Source organism: Tabrizicola sp. (assembly GCF_022842145.1).
Lineage (GTDB): Bacteria > Pseudomonadota > Alphaproteobacteria > Rhodobacterales > Rhodobacteraceae > Tabrizicola.
This window is the reverse complement of record NZ_JALHQD010000004.1, coordinates 317669-331497: the sequence shown is the minus strand read 5'-3', so window position 1 is coordinate 331497 and position 13829 is coordinate 317669. Positions and strand designations below refer to the sequence as shown.

18 protein-coding genes are annotated in these 13829 nt (G+C 66.6%); 11 read left to right on the top strand and 7 right to left on the bottom strand.

Going from position 1 to position 13829, the window contains the following annotated elements:
- Positions 1 to 2: 2 nt before the first annotated feature.
- The gene (locus Q0C42_RS12705) at positions 3 to 464 is read left to right on the top strand and encodes a disulfide bond formation protein B (RefSeq protein ID WP_295076342.1); all 462 of its coding nucleotides are present in this window, start codon (positions 3 to 5) and stop codon (positions 462 to 464) included.
- A gap of 27 nt (positions 465 to 491) precedes the next feature.
- Here Q0C42_RS12705 and Q0C42_RS12700 read toward each other — a convergent pair whose 3' ends face one another.
- Positions 492 to 1676 (bottom strand): deoxyguanosinetriphosphate triphosphohydrolase, encoded by a 1185-nt coding sequence (locus Q0C42_RS12700; protein ID WP_295076200.1) that lies wholly within the window; start codon positions 1674 to 1676, stop codon positions 492 to 494.
- Between the two features lie 80 nt (positions 1677 to 1756).
- Between Q0C42_RS12700 and Q0C42_RS12695 the strand changes: the two genes are divergently transcribed.
- The 3 genes from Q0C42_RS12695 (at position 1757) to xth (ending at position 3688) form a co-directional block, all read left to right on the top strand.
- Positions 1757 to 2083, top strand: a complete 327-nt coding sequence (locus Q0C42_RS12695; RefSeq protein WP_295076339.1) for an iron-sulfur cluster assembly accessory protein — start codon at positions 1757 to 1759, stop codon at positions 2081 to 2083.
- Between the two features lie 62 nt (positions 2084 to 2145).
- Positions 2146 to 2862, top strand: coding sequence for a hypothetical protein (locus Q0C42_RS12690; protein ID WP_295076198.1), 717 nt, complete (start codon positions 2146 to 2148; stop codon positions 2860 to 2862).
- A 46-nt stretch (positions 2863 to 2908) separates the two neighbouring features.
- Positions 2909 to 3688: an exodeoxyribonuclease III gene (gene xth / locus Q0C42_RS12685; protein ID WP_295076195.1), complete on the top strand. Its 780-nt coding sequence runs from the start codon at positions 2909 to 2911 to the stop codon at positions 3686 to 3688.
- A gap of 46 nt (positions 3689 to 3734) precedes the next feature.
- Here xth and Q0C42_RS12680 read toward each other — a convergent pair whose 3' ends face one another.
- The 3 genes from Q0C42_RS12680 to dksA all read right to left on the bottom strand — a co-directional run bounded on the left by Q0C42_RS12680 (position 3735) and on the right by dksA (position 5957).
- Positions 3735 to 4922 carry an FAD-dependent oxidoreductase gene (locus Q0C42_RS12680; protein WP_295076192.1) on the bottom strand — a complete coding sequence of 396 codons (1188 nt, stop codon included), beginning with the start codon at positions 4920 to 4922 and terminating at the stop codon, positions 3735 to 3737.
- Positions 4919 to 5332, bottom strand: a complete 414-nt coding sequence (locus Q0C42_RS12675) for a GFA family protein (protein ID WP_295076189.1) — start codon at positions 5330 to 5332, stop codon at positions 4919 to 4921. The genes Q0C42_RS12680 and Q0C42_RS12675 overlap by 4 nt, the downstream gene beginning before the upstream one ends.
- A 202-nt stretch (positions 5333 to 5534) precedes the next feature.
- Positions 5535 to 5957 carry an RNA polymerase-binding protein DksA gene (gene dksA / locus Q0C42_RS12670; RefSeq protein ID WP_295076336.1) on the bottom strand — a complete coding sequence of 141 codons (423 nt, stop codon included), beginning with the start codon at positions 5955 to 5957 and terminating at the stop codon, positions 5535 to 5537.
- 173 nt (positions 5958 to 6130) lie between these two features.
- Here dksA and Q0C42_RS12665 point away from each other — a divergent pair, with 173 nt between their 5' ends.
- From Q0C42_RS12665 to Q0C42_RS12635, 7 genes are all read left to right on the top strand, one after another.
- Positions 6131 to 6982 (top strand): MoxR family ATPase, encoded by an 852-nt coding sequence (locus Q0C42_RS12665; protein ID WP_295076186.1) that lies wholly within the window; start codon positions 6131 to 6133, stop codon positions 6980 to 6982.
- A gap of 274 nt (positions 6983 to 7256) precedes the next feature.
- Positions 7257 to 8573, top strand: a complete 1317-nt coding sequence (locus tag Q0C42_RS12660) for a DUF2927 domain-containing protein (protein ID WP_295076183.1) — start codon at positions 7257 to 7259, stop codon at positions 8571 to 8573.
- Between the two features lie 33 nt (positions 8574 to 8606).
- Positions 8607 to 8777, top strand: a complete 171-nt coding sequence (locus tag Q0C42_RS12655) for a hypothetical protein (protein WP_295076180.1) — start codon at positions 8607 to 8609, stop codon at positions 8775 to 8777.
- Positions 8778 to 8866: 89 nt separating this feature from the next.
- On the top strand, positions 8867 to 10048 hold the full coding sequence (locus Q0C42_RS12650) for a VWA domain-containing protein (protein WP_295076177.1): 1182 nt from the start codon (positions 8867 to 8869) through the stop codon (positions 10046 to 10048).
- The gene (locus tag Q0C42_RS12645) at positions 10045 to 10392 is read left to right on the top strand and encodes a hypothetical protein (RefSeq protein WP_295076174.1); all 348 of its coding nucleotides are present in this window, start codon (positions 10045 to 10047) and stop codon (positions 10390 to 10392) included. The genes Q0C42_RS12650 and Q0C42_RS12645 overlap by 4 nt, the downstream gene beginning before the upstream one ends.
- Positions 10389 to 10982, top strand: a complete 594-nt coding sequence (locus tag Q0C42_RS12640) for a DedA family protein (RefSeq protein ID WP_295076171.1) — start codon at positions 10389 to 10391, stop codon at positions 10980 to 10982. Before Q0C42_RS12645 ends, Q0C42_RS12640 begins: the two co-directional genes overlap by 4 nt.
- 30 nt (positions 10983 to 11012) lie before the next feature.
- Entirely contained in the window at positions 11013 to 11714 is a 702-nt protein-coding gene (locus Q0C42_RS12635; protein WP_295076167.1) for a M48 family metallopeptidase, read from the top strand.
- A gap of 6 nt (positions 11715 to 11720) precedes the next feature.
- Here Q0C42_RS12635 and Q0C42_RS12630 read toward each other — a convergent pair whose 3' ends face one another.
- The 3 genes from Q0C42_RS12630 to Q0C42_RS12620 form a co-directional block, all read right to left on the bottom strand.
- Entirely contained in the window at positions 11721 to 12266 is a 546-nt protein-coding gene (locus tag Q0C42_RS12630; protein ID WP_295076165.1) for an RSP_2648 family PIN domain-containing protein, read from the bottom strand.
- 37 nt (positions 12267 to 12303) lie between these two features.
- Positions 12304 to 13521 (bottom strand): RSP_2647 family RNA methyltransferase, encoded by a 1218-nt coding sequence (locus Q0C42_RS12625; protein WP_295076162.1) that lies wholly within the window; start codon positions 13519 to 13521, stop codon positions 12304 to 12306.
- A gap of 78 nt (positions 13522 to 13599) precedes the next feature.
- Positions 13600 to 13752 (bottom strand): hypothetical protein, encoded by a 153-nt coding sequence (locus tag Q0C42_RS12620; protein ID WP_295076160.1) that lies wholly within the window; start codon positions 13750 to 13752, stop codon positions 13600 to 13602.
- Between the last annotated feature and the right edge of the window lie 77 nt (positions 13753 to 13829).

The following is a 13829-nucleotide window of genomic DNA, read 5'->3' as shown; positions in this document are numbered from 1 at the left end:
CCCTGTCGAGCCGCAGCCTGATCCTGATCGCAACTCTGGGCTCGGTTGCCCTTCTGGGCGGGGCGTTCGCCTTCCAGTACATCGGCGGTCTTGCGCCCTGCCAGCTGTGCCTGTGGCAGCGCTGGCCGCATGCGGCGGCGATCGCAATCGGACTTGTCGCCCTCTTGACCGGATGGCGCGGGCTTGCCTGGCTGGGTGCACTTGCCGCGCTGGCGACGGCGGGGATCGGCCTCTTCCACGTCGGCGTGGAGCAACTGTGGTGGGAGGGGCTGGCGTCCTGCACGGCGGGTTCGATCGAGGGGATCTCGGCCGCGGACCTTCTCGATCCGTCCAAGGATGTCGCCGCCGTCGTGCGTTGCGACGAGATCGCCTGGCAGATGTTGGGCGTCTCGATGGCCGGGTGGAACGCGATCCTGTCGGTGGTCCTGGCAGGCATCTGGGTCAGGGCCGCGCGGACCGTTTGAGGCCTTCCCGCGCTTGAAGGCCCCCGATCAGGTCCCGGTCGGGGGCGTCGTGCCAAAGAGCCGCGCGTGTTCCTGGATCGCGAAGCGGTCGGTCATGCCCGCCACGTAGTCCGCAACCACGCGGGCAAGCGCGGTCTCGTCGGTCGCAGCCCGCACGTCGCCCTGCCATTCCGGCGGCAGGAGGCTTGGCTCTTTCATGAACAGCGGGAACAAGTCGTCCACCATCCGCGTGACCTCGGCCCGGACCGCCATGACGCTGGGCGCGCGGTACATCCGGTGGAAGAGGAAGCTGCGGACGGCCTTCAGTTCCTGGTAAAGCGGTTTCGAGAATCGGATCACCGTGGTGCCCATCTGGCGGATGTCGTCGACGGACTTTGGCTGGGCGGACGTCAGTCGGTTCTGGGCGACGGCGATCACATCCTCGACCATGCGGCCGAAGACCCGCCGCAAAGCCTCATGCCGACGGCGCATCTTTTCCAGACCGGGGTAACTGCGGTCCACCTCCTCGAAGGCGGGGCCGGTCACGGGAAGCTCCATCAGGTCGTCCTCGGTGAAAAGCCCCGAGCGCAGGCCATCGTGCAGATCGTGGTGCGAATAGGCAACGTCATCCGCGATGGCCGCGACCTGAGCCTCGGCTGACGCGTGGGTGTGCAGATCAAGGTCCCACTGTGCGTTCACTTCGGCCAAGGCGTAGGGCAAGGGTCCCTCATGCTTGGCATCGGCATTGGGGCCAGTGACCGGCCCGTTGTGTTTCGCAATGCCTTCAAGGGTTTCCCAGGTGAGGTTCAACCCGTCGAAGTCGGCGTAATGCCGTTCCAGCCGGGTCACGATCCGCAGCGCCTGGGCGTTGTGGTCAAAGCCGCCAAAGGGCGCCATCAGCCGCTCCATCGCGTCCTCACCCGTGTGACCAAAGGGCGTGTGGCCAAGGTCATGGGCCAGCGCCACGGCCTCGGCCAGGTCGGTGTTCAGGCCAAGGACCCCGGCGATGGTTCGGGCGACCTGCGCCACCTCGATCGTGTGGGTCAGGCGGGTGCGGTAGTAGTCGCCCTCGTGTTCGACGAAGACCTGGGTCTTGTGCTTCAGGCGGCGGAAGGCGGAAGAATGGATGATCCGGTCCCGGTCGCGCTGGAAGGGCGAGCGGAACGACGACAGCCTTTCGGGCCAAAGCCTGCCGCGGCTGGCATCGGGTTGGCAGGCATAGGGCGCGAGCATGCGGGTCTTGTCCTTGTGGCGGTCGGTCAGGCTTCATATATTCGGAGGGCGAGCCGAAGGATACGGGAACAGCCATGGAACTGACGCTGCCGCCGAAAGTCACCGACCGGGCCTTTGCCCGACTGGCTGAAATTGCCGAGACCACGGGCGAGGTGAAGCCGCTGCGGGTTGCCGTCGATGGCGGCGGCTGCTCGGGCTTTTCGTACTCGATCACGCTGGACGCGCCCGCGCCCGACGATCTGGTGTTGGAAAAGGATGGCCAGCGTGTGCTGGTGGATCAGGTGAGCCTGCCCTTCCTGTCCAACGCGGTGATCGATTTCAACGACGAGCTGATCGGGGCACGCTTCGTCGTGGAAAATCCGAACGCCAAGTCAAGTTGTGGCTGCGGCACCAGTTTTTCGATGTAACCCTCTCGCCGCGCTGCCGCATTGCGCTAGCTTTGCCGCAGCGGACGATTGAGGGACAATCCATGCGTGTACTGATGCTGGGGTCGGCGCCAATGGCGGCGCAGGCCGCGTCGTGGCCGCGACAGCCGTTTGATGTGGTGCTGGCCATCAACAACGCCTGGCGTATTCGGCCGGATTGGGACGTGGCGATTCATCCCTACGACTTTCCCGAGGACCGGCAGGCGGTGGCTGGCCAGGGTCAGCGCGTGGTGACAGAGGTCGACTTTGTCCCGGCACAAAATACCTACGGTGGATTTGTCTACGCTGGCGCAACAATGGCGTTCACGGCCGCTTATTGGGCGCTGAATGCGCTGAAGCCCAGCGTGATCGCGGTCTACGGCTGCGACATGCATTATCCACAGTCGGGTCCGACACATTTCTATGGCGCGGGGACCCCGGACCCGCTGCGGCCGGACGTGACGCTGCGCTGTCTGGAGGCCAAGGCGGCGCGCCTGATGCTGCTGGCCGCGCGGCAGGGCTGCGCCATGGTGAACCTGTCGACCGGGCCGTCGCGGCTGGTCTTCCCGCGGGTGACCCAGCCTGAGGTTGACGGAGCGGTGCCATGCATGGGCGACGCGTCACGGGTTGAGGCGGCCTTGGCGGACGAGGCGGAGCTGGGATACTACGTGCCGTCCGGCCGCTATTGGGAAGAGCCGGGTCGGTTCGACGTGGCGGCGCTGGACCGGCTGGACGCGCTGTGGCTGGCGGCGGCGGCGCTGCCATTGCGGCAGACGGCTTGAGGCTTCGGTTCGCGCGGCCTAGGGTTGGCGGACGGAGGACCTGGGCATGAAGCTGGCGACGTTCAACATCAACGGGATCAAGGCGCGGATCGAGGCGCTGAAGGGGTGGCTGGAGCAGTCGGCCCCGGACGTGGCCTGCCTGCAGGAGATCAAGTCGGTGGACGAGGGCTTCCCCCGCGCCGAGATCGAGGCGATGGGCTACCGGGTCGAGACGCACGGGCAGAAGGGCTTCAACGGCGTGGCGATCCTGTCGAAGCTGCCTTTGTCCGATGTGCGGCGCGGCTTGCCGGGCGACGACAGCGACGAGCAGGCGCGGTGGATCGAGGCGGTGGTGGATGCGGGGCGGCCGGTGCGGGTCTGCGGGCTTTACCTGCCGAACGGGAACCCGGCTCCGGGGCCGAAGTACGATTACAAACTGGCCTGGATGGCGCGGATGGAGATTCGGGTGCGTGAATTGCTGGCCGCGGAGGAGCCGTTCATCTGTCTGGGGGACTACAACGTGATCCCGCAGCCGGTGGATGCGGCGAAGCCGGAGGTCTGGGTCAACGATGCGCTCTATCTGCCGGAAAGCCGGGGGGCGTTCCAGCGGCTGGCGAACCTAGGGCTGACTGATGCGGTGCGGGTGCGGGACCCGGCGCCGGGGGTCTACACGTTCTGGGATTATCAGGCCGGCGCCTGGGAGCGGAACAACGGGATCCGGATCGACCATGTGATGTGCAGCCCGCAGGCGGCGGACAGGCTGGAGGCGGCGGGGATCGACAAGGCGGTGCGGGGTGGCGAGAAGCCGAGCGACCACGTGCCGGTCTGGGTCCAGATCGCCGCCTAGGCGGGTCACCAAAATCCTTGAGCGAGGATTTTGACAAGTTCCTTGCTTAAGAAATTTGCGTCACGTCGTGGCCGTAGAGCCAGTCGAAGCGGCTGAGCATCGTGCCCGGCGAGAAGCGTCCCAGAAGCCGCAGACCGGTGTGGCCAAGCATCCGCGGCAGGCCCGACAGGTGATAGGCACGGGCATTGGCGGTGGCTGCGGCGACGATGCGGGTGGTGCGGGGTTTGCGCAGTGCCTGATAGGCCGCCAGGGCGGCAGTTGGAGTGTCGTGCGTCGCTAGCGCATGGGCAAGGACCCAGGCGTCTTCCAGACCCATCGACGCGCCCTGCGCGAGGAAGGGCAGCGTCGGGTGGGCCGCGTCGCCAAGCAGGGCAACACCGCCCTGCCCCATCGGTTTCACCCAGGTCGGCGCGACGGCGTGGCGGAAAAGGCCCCAGAGCCAGGGGTCCTCCACCCGGTCCAGCCAGGCGCGGACGCGGGGCGCGAAGCCTTCGAACGCAAGCCGCAGGTCCATGCTGTCGTCGCGGAGACTCCAGCTTTCCTCGGCCCATTTCGCGCGCTCTTCGACGGCCACGATGTTGCGCAGGGTGCCACCGCGCAGGGGGTAGCTCACAAGGTGGCGGCCGGGGCCCATATGGACCTCGGCGACGGGGGCGGCACCCGGTTCACAGGGGATCACGGCGCGCCAGGCAACCTGGTGGGTGAAGAAGGGTTGCTCGGGCCCGTTCAACGCGGCGCGGGTCCTCGAGTGCAGGCCGTCGGCACCGATGAGGAGTGGAGTTTCGATCCGCTCCCCCGCCTCCAGCGTCACGACGGGGTGCACGCCGGAGACATCCACCGAGGCCACGCGGGACAGGAGGCGCAGGGTAACGCCAGCTTCGGTCGCACCCTTCAGGAGAAGTGCAATCAGGTCGGCGCGGTGCAGGAAATGATAACCCTGATCGGGACGGAGGCGGGCGAGGTCCAGACGCGTGACGGCCTCGCCGGTGGGGCCGTCGATCAACTGGACCGCCTCGGCCCGCGTGGATGCCGCGTCCAGATGGGGCTGCAAGCCAAGGGCGCGCAGGACGCAGGCGCCATTCGGGGATATCTGGAGGCCAGCACCAACCTCGCGGATCGCGTCCGCCTGTTCGAGGATGGTCACTTGCGCCCCGCGCAACGCCAGAGCGCGGGCGGCGGCAAGGCCCGCGACACCTGCGCCGATGATCGTGACAGGTTGGCCGATCAGGCTCATTCCGGGAACTCCTGGTATTGCGGCAGGTCGTCGGTAATCTCGTGCCAGGGGGCCTTGCTGCCGACAAAGACATGCGCCGAGGGGCGGATCGTCGGTACGTCGATCAGGGTCCCCATTGCGACATGGACCCATCCGCCGTCGCGCACGACGGAATAGAGCAGCGAGCCGCAGGTGGCGCAATGCGTGTTGTTGGTCTGGTCGTCGCCATTGACCAACAGGTGGTCGGCTCCGCGGGTTATGGTCAGACGGTCGTGGGAAATTCCGGCAAACGGCTTGAAGGCCGACCCGGTGGTGCGGCGGCAATTGCCGCAGTGACAGATCAGCGCGTAGTCGAACCGATCGGCGACCGTGTATCCCACTGCGCCGCAATAGCAGCCCCCGGTCAGGCGTCTGTCTGTCGTGAGGGTCATGGCAGGTCCTGCGCAGTCCGCCGCACCGGCCCTTATGCCGGACGCGACACCAGGCGGAGTATCACCCACAACGGCTGGAGCATCCAGTCCAGAACGCCGGAAAGCGGAGCGGCGCAGTAACACATGTCAGACTTCGCAGCCGCATGGGCAGACCATCAGCCGCCAGATACCTTGACGGGACCGAGCGGTCCGGCCGGCAAGCTTACTCGTCGCGGTGAACTTTCTCGCGGCGCTCGTGCTTTTCCTGCGCTTCCAGGGTCATCGTCGCGATGGGCCGCGCATCCAGGCGCTTGAGGCTGATCGGTTCCCCGGTCACTTCGCAGTAGCCGAATTCGCCGTTCTCGATCCGGCGCAGGGCCGCGTCGATCTTGGCGACCAGCTTGCGCTGACGGTCACGGGTGCGCAGTTCAAGTGCACGGTCGGTTTCCTCGGAGGCGCGGTCGGCGATGTCGGGGACATTGCGCGCGCTGTCCTGGAGGGAGTCGATCGTCTCGGCGGACTGGTCCAGCAGTTCCTGCTTCCACACCAGCAGCTTGCGGCGGAAGTACTCCAGCTGGCGGTCGTTCATGAACGGCTCGTCCTCGGCGGGACGGTAATCGTCTGGGAGGAAAACCTCGGCCTTCATCGAAACACTCTCCTTGGCGCCGGATCGCTCCGACAGGTGGGCTTCTGTCATGGACGCGCTCCTGTTGGGCGGGCATGTATCCCAACGCTTCCACATTGTCACTAGCGGTTGCGACATTTTCTGGGCACAGGTAGGGTTTGTGAAACTGCGGCCGTCAGGATGTTGTAATCACCATGAAATTCGCCACGACATCCCGCTACGTCGCCTCCGACGATCTGGCGCTTGCGGTGAACGCTGCGGTCACATTGCAGCGACCCTTGCTGGTCAAGGGCGAGCCGGGGACGGGCAAGACCGAACTGGCGCGGCAGGTGGCGGCGGCGCTTGCCCTACCCCTGATTGAGTGGCACGTGAAGTCCACAACCAAAGCGCAGCAAGGCCTGTACGAATACGATGCGGTGGGCCGGTTGCGGGACAGCCAGCTGGGTCCCGGCCTTGGTGGCGAGCGGGTGCATGACGTGCGCAACTACATCCGCAAGGGCAAGCTTTGGCAGGCCTTCGAGGCGGAGGGACGCGTGGTCCTGCTGATCGACGAGATCGACAAGGCGGACATCGAGTTTCCCAATGACCTGCTGCAGGAACTGGACCGGATGGAGTTCCACGTCTACGAGACCGGGGACATGGTCCGGGCAAAGCACCGGCCAGTGGTGATCATCACCTCGAACAACGAAAAGGAGCTGCCCGACGCTTTCCTGCGGCGATGCTTCTTCCATTACATCCGTTTTCCCGAGGCGGACACTTTGGCGGCGATCGTGAAGGTGCATTTCCCGGACATCAAGGACCGGCTTCTGACGGCGGCGCTGACGCAGTTCTACGAGATCCGCGACGTGCCGGGGCTGAAGAAGAAGCCCTCAACGTCCGAGGTGCTGGACTGGCTGCGGCTTTTGCTGGCCGAAGATCTGGCGCCCGAGGACCTGCGGAAGGACACGAAAAGCGCGCTTCCCCGGCTGCATGGCGCGCTGCTGAAGAACGAGCAGGACGTGCAGCTGTTCGAACGGCTGGCCTTCATGGCGCGGGGACAGCGGTAGCCTTTGCGCAGGGTTATGGCCGCGATCATGGGTGGATAGGTCGGCAAGCCGAATCAACCATGCCTCGTCTTATGGCGAAATAGCGTCCCACCCATTGTCCGAATTGTAACAATCCGTGACCGCGCTGGATACATCCTGCGCCCTTCGCAACATCAACCGCGAGGGGTAGTGTCCCGAAAATCCGACATTTTTCCGGAATTGACTCCGGCCCGGTGCCAGCCGGACACTTGCCCCGACCCTGCTGCCCGGGGCCCGCTGCCTGACGGTCATTCCTATGCGCCTGCCCCTTCTGATCGCTGCGCTTGGCGTGGTTTCGGCCTGTGCCCCGCCGGCGCAAGTGTCGAAGAACCGGCCTCTGGCCGAGGTGGGCGCTGGTTTTGACACGTCGGGTGCCCTGCAGATGGTCGCGGCCCCGGGGTCGGACGGGTCACTGGTGCGGGACTTCATGGACCTGACCTTCGCGATGGAAAGCGGCCGCTGGCTGGCGACCTTCAGCCGGTTCGAGGGGCCCGTGACGGTTGCGATGACCGGTGATGTGCCGGCGACGGCACCGCGCGACCTGGGGGTCCTGATCGGTCGGCTGCAGTCCGAAGCGGGGATCGACATCCGGCCCGCTTCAGGTGCCGCGACCATCACCGTCGAATTCGCAAGCCGGTCCGAACTGCGCCGTCTGGCCCCGACTGCCGCCTGTTTCGTGGTGCCGAACGTCGGCTCCCTGGCCGAATACCGGCGACAGCGGGGGTCGGACGCGGTGGACTGGGCTTTGGTCACCCGGCGCGAGCGGGCGGCGATCTTCATTCCGTCCGACACCAGCCCGCAAGAGGTGCGCGACTGCCTCCACGAGGAACTTGCCCAGGCGCTGGGACCGCTGAACGACCTTTACCGGCTGCCGGACAGTGTCTTCAACGACGACAATTTCCATTCGGTGCTGACCGGCTTCGACATGGACATCCTGCGGCTGACCTACTCTGCCGGGCTGGTCAGCGGCATGACCGAAGCGGAGGTCGCCGCGCGGCTTGGGGCGCGCGCCGGGTTGCAGGCGGGCAATCCGCCGGACTGGAGCCGGGCTATCGAGACATCGCTGGGCCGCAATGGCTCGGTTTCCGCGCGCAAGGCATCGGCCGAGCGGGCGCTGGACATCGCGGTCGCGCGGGGCTGGCGCGACAGTCGACTGGCGTTCAGCTGGTTCGCCGTGGGGCGCCTCTCTGCAGGCAGCGACCCGGCGCGCGCAGTCGAGGCTTTCTCGCGCGCCGGGGCGATCTACGCCAGTTTGCCGGGGGGCGAGGTACACCTGGCCCATGTCGACATGCAGATGGCGGCAATGGCGCTGGCCGGAGGGTTGGCCGAAGAGGCGGTGCGCCTCACCGACCGGGCCATTCCGGTCGTCGAACGGCACCAGAACGCGGCCCTTCTGGCGACGCTCATGCTGATCAAGGCCGAGGCGCTGGACGCGCTGGGCAACCCGGCCGCTGCGACGGCGCTGCGCATGGACAGCGCAGTCCACGCGCGCTATGGCTTCGGGCCTGACAAGGTGGTCCAGGCCCGGATGCGCGACATCGCCGCCGTGGCCGACCGCGCAGACAAGGGCTAGGGGCGCATCGGCGCGCCCCGGAAATGGGGCGGCATGTTCGTGATCGGCGGCTTTCTGGTGGGCGCAATCGGCGGTGGCCTGCGCGCCAAGGCACGGGGCGGCAAGGTGGCCGACATCCTGCAATATGCTTTCGTCCACGGTCTGATCTTCGCGCTGATGGGCCTTTTCATCACCATCTACCTTGACCGCTTGCTGCGTGCCTGATGCAGCGGGTAGCGGAATTATCCAGGATTCCGCTTCGGAGCTTTCGCAGGCTCCTCTCCGATCTACCCACAGAAACCGGGGCTTAAGCGGTGTTCCTTCCGTTCTTCCAGACCTTGCGGGAAGAAGGGGTGCCAGTCTCCCTGCGCGAGTTTCTGAGTTTTCTCGAAGCGATGGCCGCAAGGCTGGTGATCTATGACGCCGAAGGTTTCTATCACCTGGCGCGCCTGACGCTGGTCAAGGACGAGCGTCACATCGACCGCTTCGACCGGGCCTTCGGACGCGCCTTTTCGGGGCTGGAGGCGGTAACGCCGGATCAGGTGCTGGAGGCGCTGGATCTCCCCCGCGACTGGCTTGAGAAGTTGGCCGAGCGGCATCTTTCAGCCGAGGAACGAGCAGCGATTCAGGCCGTGGGCGGGTTCGACAAGCTGATGGAGACGCTGCGCCAGCGGCTGGCTGAGCAGCAGGGCCGCCACCAGGGCGGCTCGAAGTGGATCGGCACGGCGGGGACCTCACCCTTCGGGGCTTATGGCTACAACCCCGAGGGAGTCCGGATCGGTCAGGACCAAAGCCGTCACCAGCGGGCGGTCAAGGTCTGGGACAAGCGCGAGTTCCGCAATCTGGACGGCGACGCCGAGATCGGCACGCGGACGATGAAGCTGGCGCTGCGCCGGTTGCGGCGCTGGGCGCGCGATGGCGCGGCCGAGGAGCTGGACCTGGACGGCACGATCCGCGCGACGGCGGCGCAGGGCTGGCTGGACGTGCAGACCCGCCCCGAAAGGCGCAATGCGGTGAAGGTGCTGCTGCTTCTGGACATCGGCGGGTCGATGGACCCGCATGTGCGGGTGATGGAAGAGCTTTTCACCGCCGCCAAGGCCGAGTTCCGGAATCTGGAGGTCTTCTACTTCCACAACTGCATCTACGAGGGTCTCTGGCGCGACAACCGCCGCCGTTGGGATCACCAGACTCCAACCTGGGACGTGATCCGGACCTATGGCGCCGACTGGCGGGTGATCGTGGTCGGAGATGCTGCGATGTCGCCCTATGAAGTGACGCATCCCGGCGGTGCGAACGAACACTGGAACCCAGAGGCGGGCGAGCTGTGGCTGCGACGGATCCGCGCGCAGTGGCCGTATCATGTCTGGATCAATCCGGTCGAGGAGCGGGCCTGGGGCTATGCGCGCTCGACGGCGCTGATCCGGGACATCTTCGAGGGCCGCATGGTGCCGATGACGCTGGACGGCTTGGCGCGCGGAATAAGGGAGCTGCGATGAAACGGCTTTTCGCTGCCTGGCGCACGCGGCCCTGGCTGACCTCGGCTTTCCTGATGGCCTGCGCGGTCACGCTGTTCTTTGCCGGGCGGCTGGTCTTCTTCACCGCCTACTGGGCCACCCACAGCGAGATGCCGGTCGAGCCCTGGATGACGGTGGGCTATGTCGCGCGATCGTGGGGTGTGGAGCCGCGCCAGCTGGACGCGGAGGCGGGCCTGCCCCTGCCCGAGGTGAAAGGCCATCCCCAACCCCTGGCCGAGATTGCCCGGGATCGCCGGGTGCCGGTCGAAACGGTGATCGCCGAGGTCGAGGCGGCGCTGGACCGGATGCAGGCGGGGTCGGAATGACCAATTGGCTTTTGGAACTGGTGCCGCAGTACGGGCTTTGGCTTCTTGCGGCGACGACGTTCCTGTCCTGCCTCGCCCTGCCGTTTCCGGCCTCGATCCTGATGCTGACGGCGGGAGGATTTGCCGCGGCCGGGGACCTTGTCCTGTGGCAGGCCTTCCTTTCCGCGGCGGCGGGCGCGGTCGCGGGGGATCAGCTTGGCTTTTGGGCCGGACGCGGGCTGGGCCTGTCGCTTCTGACGCGGCTTCGGGCCGATCCGGCGCGCGACCGGCTTTTGGCCCGGGCGGATGCCCTGATGGACCGGCGGGGGGTCTTGGCCGTGTTCTTCTCGCGCTGGCTGGTCAGCCCGCTTGGGCCTTGGGTCAATCTCCTGGCAGGCAGTACCGGTCTGGGCTGGGCGCGGTTCACCGCGGCAGGCTTGGCCGGCGAGGCGGTCTGGGCGGGGCTTTACGTCGGGACCGGCTACGGCTTTGCGGGGAACATCGCGGCGGCGAGCGGGATGCTCGGCTCTGTCCTCGGGATGGTCGGAGGTCTGGGGGCTGTGCTCGCCCTTGGCTACTGGCTTTTCGGACCTGCGCGTGCGGGGGTTTGAAGCGGGCCCGGTCCGGCATATATCCCGGTCATGAGCGCACTTCTTCTCTCCCTTCTCGTGGCCGTGGCCTATGCCGTCCTGATGATGCAGGTCTCGGTCTGGCGCACCCGGCAGATGCTGGATGAAAAGTCGGTCCTTCTGCGCGATCCCGAACTGGTGCGGCTTGCAGGCAGGATGGCCGCGGCCCTGGGGGTGCCGAATATCGAAGTCCGGGTGTTCGAGGTCGAGCCGGTCAATGGCCTCGCCTCTCCGGACGGGCGGATCTACCTGACGCGGGGGTTTCTCGACCGGCGTTCGAAGGGCGAGGTCACGGACGAGGAACTGGCCAGCGTGATCGCGCATGAACTGGGGCATGTGGCGATGGGGCACATGCGACGGCGGATGATCGATTTCACCGGGCAGAACGCGGTTTTCGTGATGTTGTCGGCGCTGCTGAACCGTTTCCTGCCGATCATCGGCATCTGGATCGCCAACCTGATCGCGACGGCGTTGATGGCGCGGCTGAGCCGCAGGGACGAATTCGAGGCGGATGCCTATGCCTCGGCGCTGTTGATCAAGTCGGGGATCGGGACCGGGCCGCAGAAGTCGCTGTTCCGCAAGCTGGGCGCGCTGACACAGAACCGCGGTCAGGGCATTCCGGCCTGGTTGATGAGCCATCCGAAGACCGATGAACGCATCGCGGCGATCGAGGCCAATGAGGCGCGCTGGGTGGGCGATCGGCAGACGTCCTGAAAGGGACTAGGCGCCCATCGCCTTTCCCAGCCGGAAAAGCCGCGCGCGTTTCAACAACGGCTTCAAGGGCTGAGGCCGACCGGAAATTGCCTCGGCCTTGGCTCGGACGGCTTCCACGACCCCGCCGATGACCTCGGGGTGCCGGGATTGCAGCTCCCACAGAAAACCATCGGGATCGCGTCGGGTAATCCCCTCGGCCGCAAGGACGTGGCCGGGAAAATCCTGGGCGTTGAAGGTGACGATGCCATCGGCACCGCTGGCGATGGCCGTGGCTAGGACGTGGCGGTCGTTGGGGTCGGGCAGGAGCAGGCGCTTGTCGATTTCCGGGTGTTCGCGGGTCACGGCGCGCGGAAACGTGGCGCGAAGAAGTGCGGCTTCACCTTCCGCGATGGCCGGCGCTGCAGGGCCAAGCTTGGCGGTTGCCAGCACCCATTCGCGCAGGATGCGTTCCGAGAAGACCGGTTGGTAAAGTCCGGCTTCGGCCGCACCCTGCAGGATCTCGCGCAGGATCGTCGGATACAGGACACAAGCATCAAGGACCGCCTTCGGCACCCCCTTCGCTGGCGTAGGGTGGGCAGTGTTGCCCACCCTACCCGTCCAGCCGGAAGGCCAGCGCCTTGAGATACGACGATTCCGCCAGTTGCGGCAGGACCGGGTGGTCGGGGCCGGCAAAGCCGGTGTGGATGATCTGCCCGCGCCGCCCGCCGCGCCCGATGCCCCGGGCCGAGGCGTTGCGGAACGCCTGCAGGTCCGCCGCATGAGAGCAGGAACACAGCACCAGGTATCCGCCCGGTGCGACCAGCGGGGCCGCCAGCCGCGCGAGGCGTTCATAGGCACGCAGCCCCGCCTCCAGCGCGGGTTTCGCCGGCGCAAAGGCTGGCGGGTCGCAGATCACCAGATCGAAGCGCGCGCCTTCGGCGCCCAGGGCCTCCAGCACCTCGAAGGCGTCGCCCTGCCGGGTGGTGAAACGGTCGGCAAACCCCGACGCCTTGGCCCCCTGCTCCGCCAAAGCCAGCGCAGGCGCCGAGGCGTCGACGGCCAGCGCCTCGGTCGCCCCGCCCGCCAGAGCCGCGAGGGCGAAACCGCCGACATGGCTGAAGACATCAAGCACGGTTCCGCCGCGCGAAAGCCGGGCGGCAAAGGCGTGGTTCTCACGCTGGTCAAAGAAAAGGCCGGTCTTCTGACCACCCATCAGATCGGCCATGTAGGTCGCACCGCTCATCGGGACCGCGATCGGTCCGGCGGGCTCGGACCCGTGGATCACCACGACCTCTTCCGCCAGTCCCTCCAGCCCGCGCGACCGGCCAGAGCCGTTCTTGATGACAGTCTCCACCCCCGTCACCGCAACCAGTGCCGCGACGAGGTCCTCAAGGTGACCTTCCGCCCAGGCCGCATTTGGCTGGACCACCGCCACCGAGCCGAAACGGTCGATGACCACGCCCGGCAGGCCATCGGATTCAGCATGGACGAGGCGGTAGAAAGGTTCGGCATAAAGCCGCGCGCGATGCGCCAGCGCCCGCGAAAGCCGGGCTTCGAACCAGGCCCGGTCGATCACCGCATCCGGGTCGCGGTCCAGCATCCGGGCGATGATCTTCGACTTCACATTGACGGTGACCAGCCCCAAAGGCCGCCGCTCGCCATCCTCCAGCACCGCAAGCGCGCCGGGATCAAGGCCCTGCGTGCGGCGGTCGGTCACCAGCTCATCGGCATAGACCCAGGGGAAACCGTGCCGGATCGCCCGCGCCTCGGCCTTTGGCTTCAACCGCACGACCGGCAAAGACCTGAGCGATCCCTCGACTTCCGACATTCTGACCCCTTCCGGACCTTGCAACCCAAGCCGACCGCATAGCCGCTTTTGTGCCGACCCGGAAGGGTGGTTGGGGGATCAGTCGGCGGTGGCAAGCTTGTAGGCGGCAGCCCGGTCCAGCGTGGGGACCGGCGGCGCCGTGCCGCCAACCGGCTGCGGAGCGGCAAGCACCATCGCGGACAACAGAACGCCGGCAAGGGCCGCAGGTGCAAGGATGGAAAGCTTCTTCATGGTGAAAACCCCGGTGACTGATTATGCTGTCCCGTGGTCTCACGGTTCCGTGTTGGCATTTGGACCGTCCCGGCAAA

Excerpts from the sequence above, each read along its gene's own strand:
- Q0C42_RS12655 (WP_295076180.1), top strand. The coding sequence starts at position 8,607 with ATGTTCGTGATCGGCGGCTTTCTGGTGGGCGCAATCGGCGGTGGCCTG.
- Q0C42_RS12645 (WP_295076174.1), top strand. The coding sequence starts at position 10,045 with ATGAAACGGCTTTTCGCTGCCTGGCGCACGCGGCCCTGGCTGACCTCG.
- Q0C42_RS12620 (WP_295076160.1), bottom strand. The coding sequence starts at position 13,752 with ATGAAGAAGCTTTCCATCCTTGCACCTGCGGCCCTTGCCGGCGTTCTG.
- Q0C42_RS12690 (WP_295076198.1), top strand. The coding sequence starts at position 2,146 with ATGCGTGTACTGATGCTGGGGTCGGCGCCAATGGCGGCGCAGGCCGCG.
- dksA (WP_295076336.1), bottom strand. The coding sequence starts at position 5,957 with ATGAAGGCCGAGGTTTTCCTCCCAGACGATTACCGTCCCGCCGAGGAC.
- Q0C42_RS12675 (WP_295076189.1), bottom strand. The coding sequence starts at position 5,332 with ATGACCCTCACGACAGACAGACGCCTGACCGGGGGCTGCTATTGCGGC.
- Q0C42_RS12625 (WP_295076162.1), bottom strand. The coding sequence starts at position 13,521 with ATGTCGGAAGTCGAGGGATCGCTCAGGTCTTTGCCGGTCGTGCGGTTG.
- Q0C42_RS12700 (WP_295076200.1), bottom strand. The coding sequence starts at position 1,676 with ATGCTCGCGCCCTATGCCTGCCAACCCGATGCCAGCCGCGGCAGGCTT.
- xth (WP_295076195.1), top strand. The coding sequence starts at position 2,909 with ATGAAGCTGGCGACGTTCAACATCAACGGGATCAAGGCGCGGATCGAG.
- Q0C42_RS12660 (WP_295076183.1), top strand. The coding sequence starts at position 7,257 with ATGCGCCTGCCCCTTCTGATCGCTGCGCTTGGCGTGGTTTCGGCCTGT.
- Q0C42_RS12640 (WP_295076171.1), top strand. The coding sequence starts at position 10,389 with ATGACCAATTGGCTTTTGGAACTGGTGCCGCAGTACGGGCTTTGGCTT.
- Q0C42_RS12665 (WP_295076186.1), top strand. The coding sequence starts at position 6,131 with ATGAAATTCGCCACGACATCCCGCTACGTCGCCTCCGACGATCTGGCG.
- Q0C42_RS12635 (WP_295076167.1), top strand. The coding sequence starts at position 11,013 with ATGAGCGCACTTCTTCTCTCCCTTCTCGTGGCCGTGGCCTATGCCGTC.
- Q0C42_RS12680 (WP_295076192.1), bottom strand. The coding sequence starts at position 4,922 with ATGAGCCTGATCGGCCAACCTGTCACGATCATCGGCGCAGGTGTCGCG.